Origin of the sequence: Sphingomonas sp. HITSZ_GF, assembly GCF_029543155.1 — a bacterium.
Classification (GTDB): domain Bacteria; phylum Pseudomonadota; class Alphaproteobacteria; order Sphingomonadales; family Sphingomonadaceae; genus Sphingomonas.
In genome coordinates, this window is sequence record NZ_JARQXA010000005.1 from 277,394 (window position 1) to 292,524 (window position 15,131).

Here is a 15,131-nt window from a genome sequence, read left to right on the forward strand (position 1 = left end):
AAAATGTTTCGCGTCGAAAAGGGATCCGACATGCGCTCCAACTTCCGCCGCGCGCTGCTCGTCAGCGCTACGCTCCTCCTGCCGACCGCTGCCTGGGCCGCCGGCCCGGACGGCACCGAGGACCAGGACAAGCCGCGCGACGAGATCGTCGTCACCGGCACGGTCGAGCAGAAGACGCCCTCGGCAACCGGCCTGGCGCTGACCCCGAAGGAAACGCCGCAGTCGATCACGATCATCGACCGCGCGCGCATCGACGATTTCGCGCTGAGCAACGTCAACGACCTGCTCACCCAGACGGTGGGCATCAATGTCGAGCGGGTCGAGACCGACCGCACCTATTTCAACGCGCGCGGCTTCGACGTCACCAATTTCCAGTTCGACGGCATCGGCATGCCGCTGATCGCCAACATCCAGTTCGGCGATATCGACACCGCGCTGTTCGATCGGGTCGAGGCGATCCGCGGCGCCAATGCGATCATGACCGGCGTCGGCAACCCGTCCGCCACAATCAACTATATTCGCAAGCGCCCGACCGACGATTTCCAGGCCAGCGGCAGCATCCGCTACGGCACCTGGAACCAGTGGCGCGCCGAAGCCGATGTCTCGGTGCCGCTCAATGACAGGTTCGCGATCCGGCTGACCTATGCGCATCAGGACGGCGACAGCCATCTCGACTATAACCACGTCAATCGCGACGTGTTCGGCGCGACGCTGCGCGCGAAGCTGGCCGACGGGCTGACCCTCACTGCCGGCTATACCCGCCAGGACAATGACGCCTCGGGCGTGATGTGGGGCTCGCTGCCGCTCACCTATACCGACGGCACGCGCGTCCCCTATCCCGTCTCGGCCTCGACCGCGGCCGACTGGACCTATTGGAACACGCTCGACCAGACCGGCTGGGCCGAGCTTGCCTATGAGCTGGGCGGCGGCTGGTCGGCGAAGACGATCGCCACCTATCGGCGCCTCAGCTACGACGCCAAGCTGCTCTATGCCTATGGCTATCCGGACAAGGCTACCGGGCTCGGCCTGGGCGGCATGGCCGGCATCTATCCGTCGGTCTATGACCAGTATATCGGCGACTTCTATGTCTCCGGCCCGGTCAAGCTGTTCGGCCGCGAGCACCAGTTGGCATTCGGCGCATCGAGCGGCCGCACCGATGCGCATGAGTGGGAGAATTTCTCGCTCGACGCGATCGACTATCCCGCCGTCCAGGATCTCGGCCGCATCGGCATCCCCGAGCCGAGCTATCCCGGCGAATATCTCGCCGCCGACTATTCGGATCGGATCAAGCGCGCTTACGGCGCCGCGCACCTCAACCTGACGGACCAGCTCAAGGCCGTGGTCGGCGTCAGCGCGACCTGGCTGGAATCGATCGGCGACTCCTACGGCACCGATCAGTCGCGCAAGAACAGCGGCGTCAGCCCCTATGTCGGCGTGCTCTATTCGGTGACGCCGAACGTCTCGCTCTACGCAAGCTATACCGACATCTTCAATCCGCAGAGCGAGATCCTGGTCTCCGGCGCGCGGCTCGATCCGGCCAAGGGCAGCAGCATCGAGGGCGGCATCAAGAGCGAGTGGTTCGGCGGCCGGCTCTATGCCACCGCCTCGCTGTTCCGCGCCAAGCAGAAGGGCCTCGCCGCCTATGCCGGCACCTGCGACGGCTCCACCTGCCGTGCAGGCGACAGCTATTATGACGCGGAGAACACCACGTCGAAGGGCTTCGAGCTCGAAGTCTCGGGCAAGGTGACAGACAACTGGTCGATCAGCGGCGGCTATACCGGGCTGAAGATCGAGAACGATGCCGGCGATCCCGCCCGCACCTTCCTGCCGCGCAAGTCGCTGAAGCTCGCCTCCACCTACACGGTGCCGCAGTTCAACGACCTCAAGCTCGGCGCGCAGCTGCGCTGGCAGGGCGACATCACCTATGCCGATCCCAATGTGCAGGCGTACGGCGTCGTCACCGGCGACGTGATCCTGAAGCAAAAGGCCTATGCGGTGCTCGACCTGATGGGCAGCATCCGCCTGGTCGACAAGGTCCGCGCCAGCGTCAACGTGCGCAACGTTGGTAACGAGAAATACCTTGGCAGCCTGATGTGGGGTCAGGCCTATTATGCCGCGCCGCGCAGCGTTAGCGTCGCGCTGAGCTTCAACTACTAAGAACCGGACACGTGGCAGGGGCGGGACAACAGAGACAGGGATGGCGGTATCGGGCCAATGTCGCGGCACGAACGGTAGCGGGAACGATCGGCGCCTATGCCGTCGCCGCGCTGTTCGCCGCGGCACTGGCGCGGACGCTGCCCATGCCCCGCGTCGACGCGACGATCCCGGCAACGCTGCTCGCCTACCTGGTCGGCCCCGCCGTCACGATCTGGGCGTTCCTTGCCCGCGGACCGTGGCGCGCCTGGGCCGGCGTGCTCGCGCTCGGCGCGCTGTTCGCCGCGATCGCCTGGTGGGCCGGAGCCCCGGCATGAGCGCGATCCGCGAGGGCGTCCGCCAGGTCATGGCCTGGTTGCACGGCTGGACCGGGCTGTTGCTCGGCTGGGTGCTGTTCGTCATGTGCCTGGCCGGCACGCTCAGTGTGTTCAAGTCCGAGATCGGCCAGTGGATGCGCCCGGAAAACGCCGCGAAGGTCGATCCGGCCGATTCCGTCCAGGCCGCCGTCAACTGGCTGGGCAAGAACACCAAGGATACCAACGCCTGGTATTTCAACGTTCCGAACGGCCGGATGAACACGGTAGAGGCGACCTATGATACCGGCGGCGCGTATCTCTACCGCGCGCTCGATCCGGTGAGCGGCGCCCCCGCCGCGCGCGAGACGCTGGGCGGCGAATTCTTCTATCGCCTGCACTTCGAGCTTGAGTTGCCCTATCCTTGGGGCCGGCTGCTCGCCTCGATCGCGGGCATGGTGATGCTGGTCGCGCTGATCACCGGGATCATCGCGCACCGCCGCATCTTCAAGGACTATTTCACCTTCCGGCCGGCCAAGGGGCAGCGCTCCTGGCTCGACGGCCACAACGCGCTGGGCGTGCTCGCCACGCCTTTCCACCTGATGATCACCTTCACGGGGATCGTCACGCTCGCATCGCTCAACATGCCCTGGGGCATCACCGCCAATTACGGCAACGATCTCGCCGCAGTGTATCATGACCTGTCCCCGGGCGTGGCCGAGCGGGCCAAGGCCAATGCCCCCGCCCCGCTTGCACCCGTCGCCCCGATGCTGCGCGAGGCGCAGCGCCAGCTCGGCGGCACGCTTGGCCGGGTCTATGTGATCAACCCGGGCGACCGCAACGCAGTCGTCACCGCCTTCCGCTCGGATGCCGACCAGCTCGGCTTCAACCCCGGCGCGATGAGCTTCGGCGGAGTCACCGGCAAGCCGCTGAGCAAATGGGTCGAGAATCGCGGCGCGGTACAGACCTATAATGTCGTCTACGGGCTCCACATGGCCCGCTTCGCCCCGATCGCGACGCGCTGGCTCTATTTCCTCGGCGGCGCAATGCTCACGCTCGCAATCGCCACCGGACTGGTGCTGTGGATCGTCAAGCGCCGCGAGCGCGCGCCGCTGTCGCTTGGCAACCGCATCCTCGAGCGCCTCAACGCCGGCGTGATCGGCGGCGTGCCGCTCGGCTGTGCAGCCTATCTCCTTGCCAATCGCGTGCTGGCGCTGGGGCTGGCAGGGCGCGCGGAGATGGAAGTCTCGGTCGCGCTGTGGACCGCCGCCGCCGCCGTGCTGATCGGCGCCGCGCTGCCGCCGCGCTGGTCCTGGCCGCTGCTCACCGGCGCGACCGCCACCGCCTGTGCGCTCGCCGCGCTGCTGCCCTTCTCGCCGAGTATCGTCTCTGCCGTGCTGCTCGTCACCGCCGCCGCGCTCGCCTGGCTCGCCGTGCAGCAGCGCCGCGGCCCGAAGCAGCGCCCCGAGCGCAAGCGGCGCACCGCATGACCCTCGCGATCACCGGCCTGCTCTATCTCGGCATGTTCGCGCTCGCCGCCGGCATGTCGCGCCACGGCCCGCCGCTGCTCGGCGCGCAGGGCAAGCTCGCCTGGCTCCGTCATCCGGCGCGCTATGGCTGGGCGCTGGTCGCGCTCTCCGCGCTGCTGGCGATCTTCGCACGCGACGGTGGCCAGGCGCTGGTGCTGTGGTTCGGGCTGATCCCGTTCGTCAGCGCGATCGTCCTGCTGGGGCTCACCTACCGCCCCGCCGTGCCGCGCGCCTGCGTGCCGCTCGCGGCGCTACTGGTGCTCGCCGCACCCTTCCTCTGATTCGACCCGCGCACGCAACCGGCGCGGTGCGAGCGGCGCACCGAGGTCGGTTATCTAAGCTATTGAGAAACAAGGGCGGCTGGTGGAGCTGAGGGGAATCGAACCCCTGACCTCTGCAGTGCGATTGCAGCGCTCTCCCATCTGAGCTACAGCCCCGCCGCCAGTCCCGGGTGACCCCGGAGAGGCGCTCCATTAGCGGCGCGCGATCCCCAATGCAACCGGCTTGAACCCCGCGCGGCAAAACGCGTTGCCCGCGCGCCGAATGGCATTGGAAAACCGGCATTTTTCCGGAACCAACCGCCCCCCTTGTCCGCTGAATCCGCACCAACCCGCCACCCCCGGCATTGGAGAGGACTCCCATGGACGACCGCTACAACGATCCCCGCTATTTCGGCCCGTACGACCAGTATCAGGCGGGCACCCCGCGCGAAACGGGCGATCATTATTCGAGCGCGCGCGAATATGCCGCCGCCGGCGAACTCGGCCGTGGTCGCAACTATCGCGGCGGATACGGATATGGCGGCCAGAACTACGGCAATGAATGGGACCGCGGCAATCGCGGCTATCGCCCCGAGCGCGGCACCTGGGAAAGCCCGCGCTACGACCGCGGCTATAGCGCCCAGGATCGCAGCTACCGCGACCGCGACTATCGCGACCGTGGCTATGACAGCGAGCGCGGCTTCTTCGAGCGCGCCGGAGACGAAGTCCGTTCCTGGTTCGGCGATACCGAGGCCGAGCGCCGCCGCGAGGCCGATATGCGCCACGACGCCCGTCAGGCGCAGGCGCGCGACGACGACCACTACAGCAGCTGGCGCCGCGATCGCATCGCCGAGCTCGACGATGACTATGCCGAATATCGCCGCGAAAACGCCCAGCGCTTCCACAACGAGTTCAACAGCTGGCGCACCGATCGCCAGGGCCAGCGCGACGGACTGCGCCGGGTGAACGAGCATATGGAGGTGGTCGGCTCGGACGGCGAGCATGTCGGCACTGTCGACAAGGTGCGCGGCGACCGCATCTTGCTGACCAGGAACGACAGCGATGCCGGCGGCCACCATCATTCGATCCCGTCGCGCTGGATCCAGTCGGTCGATGACAAGGTGACGCTGCGCAAGACCGCGGCCGAGGCCCAGGCCGCCTGGAAGGACGAGGAGCGCGGCGCGCTGTTCGGCGGCCGCGACGAGCAGGACTGGAATCGCGACCGGACTCTCAACCGGAGCTTTTCCGGGACCTATTGATCCCCAGATAACAGAAGTGAGCAGAAACTGGGCCCGGGAGCTTTCCCGGGCCCTTCTTTATCGGAGCGGGTGCCCGCTCAGCCCGCCAGCCAGGCAGTGAGTGCCGTACGGAATGCTTCGGGCTGGTCGAGCATGATGAAGTGCCCGCTATCGCCCACCCCCTGCACCGTCACCTTCGCAGCGCCCGCATATTCGCGCCTGTAGAGGTCGAGCACCGGTGCCTCGCCGCCGCGCGTCGCTGTCCACGGCACCAGCACGGTGACCGGTGCGGCAATGTCCTTGAGCTGGGGGCGCAGATCGGTCTGGAGGTCCTCGTACATCGCCTGGGCGGAGACGCGCATATCGGCCTTGGCCATCCAGGCGGCGACCTGCGCGCGCGATTCGGGCTTCAGCGCGTTCTGGCTGGCGATCGCCTGGCCCACCGCCTCGGGCAGCGGCTTGCCATAGAGCCCGGCCATCTGCGCGCGCATCGCCGCGGCCTGGGGCTTCACCGACTCCACCGTCGATCCCGGGAAGAAGGCCGATCCGACAAAAGGCAGCGCATCGACGATCAACGCCTTGCCGACATCGCCCGGATGCGCCTGGGCAAGCATCAGCGCGAGCAATCCGCCCATCGAATGGCCGACCACCGCCGCACCGGCGATCTTCCTGTCGGCGATCAGCTTGTGCAGGTCGGCAAGCATGCCAGGCAGCAGCCCCTCGCCCAGATTGGCGCCCGGCGCGTCGCCGCCAAAACCGTTGACCTGGACGAGATACACGCTGTGCGTCTTGGCCAGTTCGGGCGCCACGCCGTCCCACACGGCGCGCGGGCTCGAAAGGCCGGGGATCAGGATCACCGGGCTGCCCTTGCCGATCACCTGCACCGAGAGATGATCCATCTGGATCGTCTCGGCGAGTGCCGGTGCGGCCATGGCATGCGCGGTCGGCGCGCCCAGGATGGCGGGGATGCTGGCGGTGGCGAGCAGCGCGAAGGCAATGCGACGGATCATCGGTCAGTCCTTGCGATTGGGGTTGGTGAAGATCTCTTCGATGGTCAGGCCGAACAGGTCGGCGATCTTGAAGGCGAGCGGGAGCGAGGGGTCATAGCGGCCGGTCTCGATCGCGTTGACGCTCTGGCGCGACACGTCGAGCCGCTCGGCCAGGTCCTGCTGGCTCCAGGCGCGCTCGGCGCGCAACACGCGAAGGCGGTTGATCATTCGCCACCTCCCCGCATCGCCGCGAGCTTGTTGACGCAGCCGCCGATGCCCAGCCCCGCGAACCACAGGATCGCGGCGTAATAGGCATAGACGTGCGGCACGAGATCGAAATTCTCGAGAAAGCCCCAGGCCGTGGCGATGCTCAGCGCGAACCCGGTGGCGATCAGCGCCTGGCGGGTGACCTGAACGCGCAGATACTCGTCCTGCTCGTCGACAAGATAGCGCCCGATGGCGAAGAACACGCCGATGATCGGGAGCGCCGGCAGCAGGCCCGCGACATAGCCAAGCGGGCCGTGCAGCGGACGATTGTCGTGATAGGCGATCACGCCGAGCAGGATCAGCACATAGCCGGTCATCAGCAGCATCACCGAAACCGAGTAGCGCTTCTGCGCCCGATTCATTGCCATGAGTAGCGTCCTTTGCAGTTTGTAAATGACACTTTACATCGCTTGGCGTAGATGTGTCAATTCTGCTTTCCATATCGGAAAGCACCCGCGACTAAATGCTAATCTTGCTTTGCAGCTGGCACCGGATCGGGATCGAGATTCCAGCCATGGATGCCGCGAATCATCGGCTTGCCGCAGCCCTCGCACCACGAACGATAGGTTTTGCCGTCATTCCATGCGCGGCCGCGGCTGCGATGGTGCTTGCCCAACAGGCAATAAATTGGCTGCAGCAGGCTCATATGCCGCCTCCCCGGAATCTCGCCGGAATGGTGGCACCTCTACCGCGAATGTCTATGTTTTTCCGCAGATATCCGGCGATATTGCCGATTTTTAATGTCCCAGCCGCGCCAGCATCTCCGCGGCGAGCTGGCTGAGCGTATCGTCGCGCGCACCCATCAGCACGATCCTGTCGCCGGGCCGGGCCGTGGCGACGAGGTGGGCCGCTGCCGCCGCGCGTTCCGGGATGTGCATCGCATTGCGCCCGGTCGCGGCGACATCGGCGACGATGTCTGCGCTGGTCACCTCGCGGCTGGTCGTGCCGCCCTGATAGACCGGATCGGGCAGCACCAGCAGGTCGTCCGGCCCCAGCTTCTCGGCGAGCATCGCCACCAGCTCGCGGCGCATCACCTTGAGCGGGCCATAGCCGTGCGGCTGGAACATCAGCAGCAGCCGGCCCTCGAACGCGTGAAGCGTGTCGAGCGTCGCCGCGATCTTGTCCGGGTTGTGCCCGAAATCGTCGATCACCGCGATGTCGTTCGCCTCGCCCACCAGCTCGAAGCGGCGCTTCAGCCCCTGGAAGCCCTGGATCGCCTGGGTAGCGTCCTCGATGGCGATCCCCGCCGCCACCGCGGCACCGATCGCCGCCAGCGCATTGGAGACGTTGTGGCGCCCGGGCACCTGCAGCGTCACCGGGATCGATGCCTGGCCCTCGCGCGCCAGCTCGAACGCGATGCCGTAGCGCTGCTCGCGCAGGTTGATCGCGCTCAGGTCTGCCGGCGCACCGATCGCAAAGGTCAGCAGCCGGTCGCGCGGCATCATCGCCGCCAACAGCGCGCCTTCGCCATTGTCCATGTTGACCACCGCCTTGCCGGCGCGCGCGATGAAGTCGCCGAACAGCGCGATCAGCTTCTCCATCGGCAAATGGTCGAGGCTGACATTGTTGAGCACTGCCACGCCCGCGCGATAGAGCGCGATCGACCCGTCGCTCTCGTCGACCTCGCTCACATAGGCGGTGCCGCCACCCACCAGCGCGCTGGCGAAGGGCGCGTCGGCGGTGACGAAATTCTTCATCACCGCTCCGTTCATCACCGTCGGGTCGCGGCCCAGCGCATGGAGGATCCAGCCGATCATGCCCGTTACGGTCGATTTGCCGCTGGTCCCGGCAACCCCGATCGACAGCGGCGATGCGTTGAACAGCGCGGCATTCAGCTCGGCGCGGGTCATCCGCGGATTGCCCAGTTCGGCGGCGCGGCGCGCATCGGGCACCGTCTCCTCGATCGCCGCCGAGGCGACGACGATCTGCTCGCTCGAGGTGATGCCGCTGCCATCCTGCGGGAACAGCGCGATGCCGCTCGCCTTCAGATAGTCGAACTTGGCCGGCAACCGGCCTGAATCGAGGCTGCGATCCGATCCCGCCACCGTCGCGCCCTGCCCGGCGAGGATCATCGAGAGCGGCATCATTCCCGAACCACCGATGCCGACGAAGAAGTAAGGTTTGCGATGCTCCATGGCCTCGCGCTATCGGCAATTCGAAGCAAAGGGGCAAGGCATGCGCATCGGAGTCGTCGCACCGGCACGGACAGTCAGCAGGGAGTCGTCGCTGCGGCTCTCCGCCTTCATGGCGCTGACCTATCCGGAGCACGAGATCGTGTTCCACCCGCAATGCTATCTCGAATGGGGCCATTTCGCCGGCACTGACGAGCAGCGCGCCACCGCCTTCCTCGAATATGCCAATGATTCGGCGTTCGACGCGATCTGGTTCGCGCGCGGGGGCTATGGATCGAACCGCATCCTCGACATGGTGATGCCCAAGCTCGGCCCGGCCGCACGGCACAAGACCTATATCGGCTTCTCGGACATGGGCTTCATGCTCGGCGCGCTCTATGCCGCGCGGGTCGGCCGCGTCGCCCACGGCTCGATGTCGTCGGGGCTCGGCCAGAAGGACGAGGGTATTTCCGAAGGCTGGGTGCTCGGCTGGCTGATCGACGGCGACAAGCGCGGGCTCGAGCCGGCGCTGGCCGACGGCCGCCCCGCCGCCGCCTTCAACCTGTCGATCCTCAACGCGCTGATCGGCACCAAATATCTGCCCGACCTGACCGATCATGTCCTCTACATCGAGGAGGTCGACGAGCCGCTCTACCGGATCGACCGGATGCTGTTCCAGATGGCGCACGCCACCCAGCTCAAGGGCGTGGCGGGCGTACGGCTCGGTGCGGTGAGCGCGGTGAAGGACAATGGCGAGGCCTCGGGCAACTACAGCTTCGGCGAGACGATCGACGAGATGATCGTCCGCTGGTGCCGCGACATGGGTGTGCCCTATCTCGGCCGAGCGGAGATAGGGCATGTCCGCCTCAACCGCGTCGTGCCGTTCGGGCTGACATGAAGCTCTTCGGCAGGCAGGGCGCCAACAAGCCCGACGCCGCTCCGCCGCCGCCGCCACCGGCTGCGCCTGCCCCTACCCCTGCCGTCACCGCGGCCCAGCCCGCATCCCAGGCGCCACCGGCCAGCCTGCCGGGCTCGGACAATGCCTGGCTTGCCGAGATCGGCGCCACCGTTCGTACTGCACTTGATGCCAACCCTGCGGCGATTCGCATCCAGACGCCGTTGCTCGAAATCTATGCGGTGAAGAACTTCATTCGCCCCGAGGAATGCATCGAGTTGATCGCGATGATCGATCGCGACGTGAAGCCCTCCCTAAGTCTGCGCAAGGAGGGCACGCCGACGCGCCGGACCAGCGAGACCTGCTTCCTTTCCGCCGATGTGCCGCTCGTTGCGGAGATCGAGCGCCGGATCGCAACGCTGCTGAACCAGCCGCTCGACCATAGCGAGACCGTGCAAGGCCAGCGCTACACGCCGGGGCAGCAGTTCAAGGTGCACAACGACTATTTCGCCGCCGGCCAGTCCTATTCGGACGTGGTCGCGGCAGAAGGCGGGCAGCGCACCTGGACGGCCATGGCCTATCTCGATCGACCCGAAGGCGGCGGCCAGACCCATTTCCCGAAGATCCCGATCGCAGTGCCGCCAACCCCGGGCGTGCTGCTCGTATGGAACAACCTCGATCGCGACGGGCATCCCAACCGCAATTCGCATCACGAGGGGATGATGGTCGAAGGCGGCGTCAAGCACGTCCTCACCAAATGGTTTCGCGAGCGCCCGTGGCATTCCAGCGCCGCATCCGACGCGCTGCGCCGCTAGCGGAAGAACTCACCCCCTAACCCGTCATTAACCATGCCATGCCATCCCCCTATCCGAGGGAGACTGGCGATGGCGCTGCACCGAATCGAATTCACCCCCGAACTCGTCGCGCATCTGTCGCTGCTCGGTATCCGCGGGATCGCGCCCGGCACCTGGCGGATAGACAGCGAGAGCGAAATCGAGACGCCGACCAACCTCTCGCACGCCTATGTGTGGGATTCGCCTGTCTCGATCGGCGCCTTCACCTATCTCGGCTATGATTCGCAATTCTCCCAGGCGCAGATCGGCCGCTATTGCTCGGTCGCCAAGCTCGTCCAGATCGGGCTCGATCGCCACCCGACCGATTGGCTGACCAGCTCTGCCCTCGCTTTCGAGGCGTATCGCGCCTTCGAAGATCCGCTGCGCGACGAAGACGCCACCTGGCGGCGCGTGCTGCCCGTCGCCGATCGCGGCGAATCCGATCGGCGTACCACGATGATCGGCAACGATGTCTGGATCGGCAGCGGCGCCTTCCTGCGCGACGGCGTGACGATCGGCGACGGCGCGATCATCGGCGCCAATGCCGTGGTGACGCGCGACGTTCCCGCCTATGCCATTGTCGGCGGATCGCCGGCGCGGATCATCCGCATGCGCTTCCCCGATGCGGTGATCGAGCGGATGCTCGCCGTGCAATGGTGGCGCTACAACATCCTGAACCTCGACCTTGACCTGACCGACCCAATCCGTGCGCTCGACACACTGGAAACGCATATCGCCGCGGGGCTCCAGCCCTATGCCCCGCCCAGGCTCAACCTGCTCGATACCGTGCGCCGCTTCCGCAAGGAACAGCGCAGGCTGCTCAAGGCAGCCTGATACCCGATCGGGCGGACATGCCCCATCCCGGCCGCGCCGGGACAGGGCATCTCCCCGCAACCTAGCAGGTGCCGGAGTTGACCGTTACGGTGAGCTTGGCGATCGCCGAGCCGCCATGGCCGTCGGACACCGAATAATAGATCTCATCGGTGCCATAGGCCGAAGCCGAATAGGCGATCGTGTCGCCATCGACCTCCGCGCCGCCGTAATTGCCGGTCTGCCACACGATGCCGGTGATGGTCAGCGGATCGCTGTCCGGATCATAGTCGTTCGCCAGAACGTCGATCCAGTCGATCGTCCCGCACTGCACCGATTTGGTGTCGTTCACGGCAACCGGATCGGCGTTGGGCAGAAATGCGGGCGCGGGCTGCGCAATTCCCGCCGTCGCCAGATAGATGCTCGAAAGTACATGTAGCATGGGCATGCATTTCCTCCGCTTCTGAAGGCGCGGGCATTTCCCCGCCCCATCGGGAAGCTCCCATGCCGAATCCGGGCGCGACAATGCGGATTCAATCGATCTGTCCGAAAGCGTTGTTTCTATTCGTTTCCGCATTGTTTTCGGCATGTGAGCGGCAGGCCCGTACCCCTTCCGCCCCCCACCCTCGCTTCCTATCTGCCGACCAGCAAAAGCAAGGAGCGTGCGACATGGCGATCAAGGACATTCTTCCCGGCAAGCTGGGCTTCGGCGCCGCGCCGCTCGGCAACATGTTCCGCGACATTCCCGAGGAGGAAGCCCTCGCCACCGTCGATGCCGCCTGGAACCAGGGCATTCGCTATTTCGACAACGCGCCCTTCTACGGTGCCGGCCTGGCCGAGATCCGCATGGGCGAGGTGCTGGGAAGCCGCCCGCGCGAAGACTATGTGATCAGCACCAAGGTCGGCCGCGTCATCCTCGACGAGCTGGAGGATGTCGGCGCGCGCGACCAGGGCGAGAAGGCCGGCGTTTTCGCGCACGGCCGCGCCAACAAGGTGGTCAACGACTATTCGGCCGACGCGACGATGCGATCGATCGAGGACAGCCTGAAGCGGCTCAGAACCGACCGGATCGAGATCGTCTTCGTCCATGACCTCGCCCAGGATTTCTACCGCGACGAATGGGTCGATCGCTTCGCCGAGGCGCGCAAGGGCGCCTTCCGCACGCTCGACAAGCTGCGCGACGAGGGCGTGATCAAGGCCTGGGGTCTTGGCGTGAACCGGGTCGAGGCCTGCGAGCTGCTGCTCGATCTTGAAGAGCCCCGCCCCGACGGCTTCCTGCTCGCCGGCCGCTACACGCTGCTCGATCATGAGCGCGCGCTGCAGCGGCTGATGCCGAAGATCGTCGAGCGCGGCCTCGGCATCGTCGTCGGCGGCCCCTACAGCTCGGGCGTGCTCGTCGGCGGCGCGCATTTCGAATATGCGCCCGCACCCCAGGCGATGCTCGACAAGGTCGCCCGCATCAAGGCGATCGCCGATCGCCATGGGGTGAGCATGAAGGCAGCGGGCCTGCAATTCTCGCTGGCCAATCCGGCGGTCGCGGCGGTGATCCCCGGCGCCAGCAAGCCGAGCCGCATCGCCGAGGACCATGCCGCGCTGAACGAGACGATCCCCGCCGATTTCTGGCGCGAGCTGCGCGAAGCGGCGCTGGTCTCGCCGGAAGCGCCGCTGCCTATCGACAGCTGAGGTAGAGGAGCGGGCGCTTGGCCCGCCCTCTCGCCCGTCATCCCCGCGCAGGCGGGGATCCATTCTGGCTGAATTGTCGGATAGAACCGTGGCGACAGCGCCAACGGATTCCTGCCTGCGCGGGGGATGACGAGGAATATAACCTGATGGCTGGATGCTATCCGGTCACCTTCCGCGCCCAGAGATGGAACATCCCCGCAAACAGATGCGGGTGCGCCGCCTCCACCTGATCCCATAGCCCCAAATCGCGCCGATCCGCCTCGCCATGCATCGCCGCGAAGCGCGCCTGCGCCTCGGGCGGCGCATCCAGCGTCAGCAGTTCCAGCCCCGCCCCCGCGAGCATCGCGCCGATCGCGGGCAGCCGATACCAATGCTCGCGAACATGGAAGCACAGGTCCCGACAGCCGCTCAGCGTGTAGAAATCGTCGCTCTCGCGCAGGCCTGCCAGGGGCTGCTCCGGCGGCAGCGCCAGCACATATGACCGAAACGACCGGATACCCGCCGCGCTCGCGTCCCAGCCATGCTCCGCAATCGCGCGGTGCGCCTCGGCCACCCAGGTCCGCGCCCGCTCGCTGTAGAGGGCGATGCGCAACACACCGCCCGGCGCCAGCGCCTCGGCAAGCGCTGCCAGCCCGTCCTCGGGGCGCTCCATATGGTGGAGCACGCCGGTGCTGCTGATCATTCCGAACCGCCGGTCCAGCTCCGCGATGTCCAGGATGTCGCCGCGCACGAAGCGGACATTCTCCACCCCCAGCACTCCGGCCATGCGCTGGGCATAGGCAAGACTGGCGGCGCTGAGGTCGAGCGCAGTGATGGCCAGCGACGGGTCTGTCCGCGCCAGGTCGATCGGCTCGAACCCGGTGCCGCAGCCGGCGACCAGCACGTCGAGCGGCTCGACCTGTGGCGCACCGAGCTGGGCGAGATGTTGCGCCACCGATACCGGCTGCGGCGCCGGCGGAGCACGCCAGCGCGGATAGGGATTGGCTTCATACTGATCGCGCACGGCATCGGAAACGCGCCGGCTTTCCCCTTCTTCTTTCCCCGGCGAAGGCCGGGGAGAAAGAAAAGGCATATCGGCTGCAAGCGCACGCTCCTCATCGAGTTCCGCAGCCGTGTCAGGGGGAACTCCCAGCCCCTCCCCGCCCCACACATATTCGCTCGCAAAGGCCTGCGCCGCCAATACCGCCCGCAGCCCCTCGGGCAGCACCTGCCCGGCGAGCCACACCAACCGCGCCTCCATCGCCGGATCGACATTGATGCAGCGCCTGAGGAACGCGTCCAACAGCGGGTCCTCCGCCACCACCGGCTCGGGATATTTGATCAGCAGCATGCGCGCCGCCGTCCGCGCCAGCCGCTGGGGGTCGACCGAGCCCGCATACAGGCAGGTCACCAGATCGGCCTCGAGCTGCGCCGGCCAGCCAGTGAGCATCGAGCGCGCCAGCAGATCGGCATAGGCAGGCGCCGCCGCCTCGGCATCGATCGCGAGCGCGCGGCTCAGCGCCGGCAGCGTCTGGCCGAGCGCACCCCGGCGCGCGGCGTCCTCGGCGAGCCCCAGCAACTGCGCGAGTTCAGTCAGCAATGCGCCCGACCCGCACCAGCGTCCCGTCGGGGTCGCTCACCGCGAACTCGTAGCAGCCCCAGGGCTTCAGGCTCGGCCCTTCGGGTTCGAGGATCAGCTCGCGCACCCGCTCCGCCACGCCGTCAACATCGTCGGTGTAGAGATAGATGCCAAAGGGATTGTGCCCCGGCACCAGCCAGCCGAGCACCGCCTTGTTGAGGTGGAGGTGCCAGCCCTTGCCGTCTTCCAGGATCTTGTAGTGGCCGTGATCGCTGGTCAGCCGGAAGCCGAGCCGCTCGTAAAAGGCCAGGCTCGCATCCAGGTCGTTGCACGGCAGGATCGTGGTCGCGCGCTGGTTGTCCATCTCGGCTCTCTCCCGTTTCGCCTGCGGCTCTACGCCATGTCGAAACAGGCTTCCAATGTAGGATTTTGTCTGTCAGGCCGCTCTACATGGGCACCGCGCGATTTTTTCGAGCGCACCGGAAAACGCCCCCGCCGCCAAGCTTCCAAA

General features: G+C 66.6%; 17 protein-coding genes and 1 tRNA gene. 9 read left to right on the forward strand and 9 right to left on the reverse strand.

Annotated features, from left to right (window positions below; translation table 11 throughout):
* Nucleotides 1-3 precede the first annotated feature (3 nt).
* From P6144_RS15630 to P6144_RS15645, 4 genes are read left to right on the forward strand one after another with little or no spacing between them, the layout of a single operon-like run.
* The gene (locus tag P6144_RS15630) at nucleotides 4-2,157 is read left to right on the forward strand and encodes a TonB-dependent siderophore receptor (RefSeq protein WP_277768728.1); all 2,154 of its coding nucleotides are present in this window, start codon (nucleotides 4-6) and stop codon (nucleotides 2,155-2,157) included.
* A gap of 11 nt (nucleotides 2,158-2,168) precedes the next feature.
* The gene (locus P6144_RS15635) at nucleotides 2,169-2,471 is read left to right on the forward strand and encodes a DUF3649 domain-containing protein (protein WP_277768729.1); all 303 of its coding nucleotides are present in this window, start codon (nucleotides 2,169-2,171) and stop codon (nucleotides 2,469-2,471) included.
* Complete coding sequence (locus tag P6144_RS15640) at nucleotides 2,468-3,937, forward strand: PepSY-associated TM helix domain-containing protein (protein WP_277768730.1); 1,470 nt, start codon at nucleotides 2,468-2,470, stop codon at nucleotides 3,935-3,937. Before P6144_RS15635 ends, P6144_RS15640 begins: the two co-directional genes overlap by 4 nt.
* Nucleotides 3,934-4,257 (forward strand): DUF3325 family protein, encoded by a 324-nt coding sequence (locus P6144_RS15645; RefSeq protein ID WP_277768731.1) that lies wholly within the window; start codon nucleotides 3,934-3,936, stop codon nucleotides 4,255-4,257. Before P6144_RS15640 ends, P6144_RS15645 begins: the two co-directional genes overlap by 4 nt.
* Before the next feature lie 80 nt (nucleotides 4,258-4,337).
* Here the strand turns inward: P6144_RS15645 and P6144_RS15650 are convergent.
* A tRNA-Ala gene (locus P6144_RS15650) sits at nucleotides 4,338-4,413 on the reverse strand.
* A gap of 203 nt (nucleotides 4,414-4,616) precedes the next feature.
* Here P6144_RS15650 and P6144_RS15655 point away from each other — a divergent pair.
* Nucleotides 4,617-5,495, forward strand: coding sequence for a DUF2171 domain-containing protein (locus tag P6144_RS15655; RefSeq protein ID WP_277768732.1), 879 nt, complete (start codon nucleotides 4,617-4,619; stop codon nucleotides 5,493-5,495).
* Between the two features lie 77 nt (nucleotides 5,496-5,572).
* Here P6144_RS15655 and P6144_RS15660 read toward each other — a convergent pair whose 3' ends face one another.
* From P6144_RS15660 to P6144_RS15680, 5 genes are all read right to left on the reverse strand, one after another.
* Nucleotides 5,573-6,484 carry an alpha/beta hydrolase gene (locus P6144_RS15660; RefSeq protein ID WP_277768733.1) on the reverse strand — a complete coding sequence of 304 codons (912 nt, stop codon included), beginning with the start codon at nucleotides 6,482-6,484 and terminating at the stop codon, nucleotides 5,573-5,575.
* 3 nt (nucleotides 6,485-6,487) lie between these two features.
* A complete protein-coding gene (locus P6144_RS15665; RefSeq protein WP_137862394.1) occupies nucleotides 6,488-6,691 on the reverse strand; it encodes a helix-turn-helix transcriptional regulator in 204 nt (67 codons plus the stop codon).
* Nucleotides 6,688-7,098, reverse strand: coding sequence for a hypothetical protein (locus P6144_RS15670; protein WP_277768734.1), 411 nt, complete (start codon nucleotides 7,096-7,098; stop codon nucleotides 6,688-6,690). Before P6144_RS15670 ends, P6144_RS15665 begins: the two co-directional genes overlap by 4 nt.
* Before the next feature lie 98 nt (nucleotides 7,099-7,196).
* Nucleotides 7,197-7,376 (reverse strand): hypothetical protein, encoded by a 180-nt coding sequence (locus P6144_RS15675; protein WP_277768735.1) that lies wholly within the window; start codon nucleotides 7,374-7,376, stop codon nucleotides 7,197-7,199.
* A 91-nt stretch (nucleotides 7,377-7,467) separates the two neighbouring features.
* Nucleotides 7,468-8,865: a Mur ligase family protein gene (locus P6144_RS15680; protein WP_277768736.1), complete on the reverse strand. Its 1,398-nt coding sequence runs from the start codon at nucleotides 8,863-8,865 to the stop codon at nucleotides 7,468-7,470.
* Between the two features lie 40 nt (nucleotides 8,866-8,905).
* On the opposite strand from P6144_RS15680, the gene P6144_RS15685 reads away from it, so the two are divergent.
* From P6144_RS15685 to P6144_RS15695, 3 genes are all read left to right on the forward strand, one after another.
* A complete protein-coding gene (locus P6144_RS15685; protein ID WP_277768737.1) occupies nucleotides 8,906-9,739 on the forward strand; it encodes an LD-carboxypeptidase in 834 nt (277 codons plus the stop codon).
* Nucleotides 9,736-10,551, forward strand: coding sequence for a 2OG-Fe(II) oxygenase (locus P6144_RS15690; protein WP_277768738.1), 816 nt, complete (start codon nucleotides 9,736-9,738; stop codon nucleotides 10,549-10,551). The genes P6144_RS15685 and P6144_RS15690 overlap by 4 nt, the downstream gene beginning before the upstream one ends.
* A 69-nt stretch (nucleotides 10,552-10,620) precedes the next feature.
* Nucleotides 10,621-11,403 (forward strand): CatB-related O-acetyltransferase, encoded by a 783-nt coding sequence (locus tag P6144_RS15695; RefSeq protein WP_277768739.1) that lies wholly within the window; start codon nucleotides 10,621-10,623, stop codon nucleotides 11,401-11,403.
* A 61-nt stretch (nucleotides 11,404-11,464) separates the two neighbouring features.
* Here the strand turns inward: P6144_RS15695 and P6144_RS15700 are convergent, their stop codons facing one another.
* A complete protein-coding gene (locus P6144_RS15700; RefSeq protein ID WP_277768740.1) occupies nucleotides 11,465-11,827 on the reverse strand; it encodes an Ig-like domain-containing protein in 363 nt (120 codons plus the stop codon).
* Between the two features lie 221 nt (nucleotides 11,828-12,048).
* Here P6144_RS15700 and P6144_RS15705 point away from each other — a divergent pair, with 221 nt between their 5' ends.
* The gene (locus P6144_RS15705) at nucleotides 12,049-13,062 is read left to right on the forward strand and encodes an aldo/keto reductase (protein ID WP_277768741.1); all 1,014 of its coding nucleotides are present in this window, start codon (nucleotides 12,049-12,051) and stop codon (nucleotides 13,060-13,062) included.
* A 157-nt stretch (nucleotides 13,063-13,219) separates the two neighbouring features.
* On the opposite strand, the gene P6144_RS15710 is transcribed toward P6144_RS15705, so the two are convergent.
* Both P6144_RS15710 and P6144_RS15715 read right to left on the reverse strand, forming a co-directional pair.
* Nucleotides 13,220-14,641 carry a class I SAM-dependent methyltransferase gene (locus P6144_RS15710; protein ID WP_277768742.1) on the reverse strand — a complete coding sequence of 474 codons (1,422 nt, stop codon included), beginning with the start codon at nucleotides 14,639-14,641 and terminating at the stop codon, nucleotides 13,220-13,222.
* On the reverse strand, nucleotides 14,631-14,984 hold the full coding sequence (locus P6144_RS15715; protein ID WP_277768743.1) for a VOC family protein: 354 nt from the start codon (nucleotides 14,982-14,984) through the stop codon (nucleotides 14,631-14,633). The genes P6144_RS15710 and P6144_RS15715 overlap by 11 nt, the downstream gene beginning before the upstream one ends.
* Between the last annotated feature and the right edge of the window lie 147 nt (nucleotides 14,985-15,131).

Bases quoted from the DNA above. Each gene is read 5' to 3' on its own strand.
- P6144_RS15670 (WP_277768734.1), bottom strand. From the start codon at position 7,098: ATGGCAATGAATCGGGCGCAGAAGCGCTACTCGGTTTCGGTGATGCTG.
- P6144_RS15700 (WP_277768740.1), bottom strand. From the start codon at position 11,827: ATGCCCATGCTACATGTACTTTCGAGCATCTATCTGGCGACGGCGGGA.
- P6144_RS15660 (WP_277768733.1), bottom strand. From the start codon at position 6,484: ATGATCCGTCGCATTGCCTTCGCGCTGCTCGCCACCGCCAGCATCCCC.
- P6144_RS15645 (WP_277768731.1), top strand. From the start codon at position 3,934: ATGACCCTCGCGATCACCGGCCTGCTCTATCTCGGCATGTTCGCGCTC.
- P6144_RS15685 (WP_277768737.1), top strand. From the start codon at position 8,906: ATGCGCATCGGAGTCGTCGCACCGGCACGGACAGTCAGCAGGGAGTCG.
- P6144_RS15705 (WP_277768741.1), top strand. From the start codon at position 12,049: ATGGCGATCAAGGACATTCTTCCCGGCAAGCTGGGCTTCGGCGCCGCG.
- P6144_RS15675 (WP_277768735.1), bottom strand. From the start codon at position 7,376: ATGAGCCTGCTGCAGCCAATTTATTGCCTGTTGGGCAAGCACCATCGC.
- P6144_RS15715 (WP_277768743.1), bottom strand. From the start codon at position 14,984: ATGGACAACCAGCGCGCGACCACGATCCTGCCGTGCAACGACCTGGAT.
- P6144_RS15690 (WP_277768738.1), top strand. From the start codon at position 9,736: ATGAAGCTCTTCGGCAGGCAGGGCGCCAACAAGCCCGACGCCGCTCCG.
- P6144_RS15630 (WP_277768728.1), top strand. From the start codon at position 4: ATGTTTCGCGTCGAAAAGGGATCCGACATGCGCTCCAACTTCCGCCGC.
- P6144_RS15665 (WP_137862394.1), bottom strand. From the start codon at position 6,691: ATGATCAACCGCCTTCGCGTGTTGCGCGCCGAGCGCGCCTGGAGCCAG.
- P6144_RS15680 (WP_277768736.1), bottom strand. From the start codon at position 8,865: ATGGAGCATCGCAAACCTTACTTCTTCGTCGGCATCGGTGGTTCGGGA.
- P6144_RS15655 (WP_277768732.1), top strand. From the start codon at position 4,617: ATGGACGACCGCTACAACGATCCCCGCTATTTCGGCCCGTACGACCAG.
- P6144_RS15695 (WP_277768739.1), top strand. From the start codon at position 10,621: ATGGCGCTGCACCGAATCGAATTCACCCCCGAACTCGTCGCGCATCTG.
- P6144_RS15640 (WP_277768730.1), top strand. From the start codon at position 2,468: ATGAGCGCGATCCGCGAGGGCGTCCGCCAGGTCATGGCCTGGTTGCAC.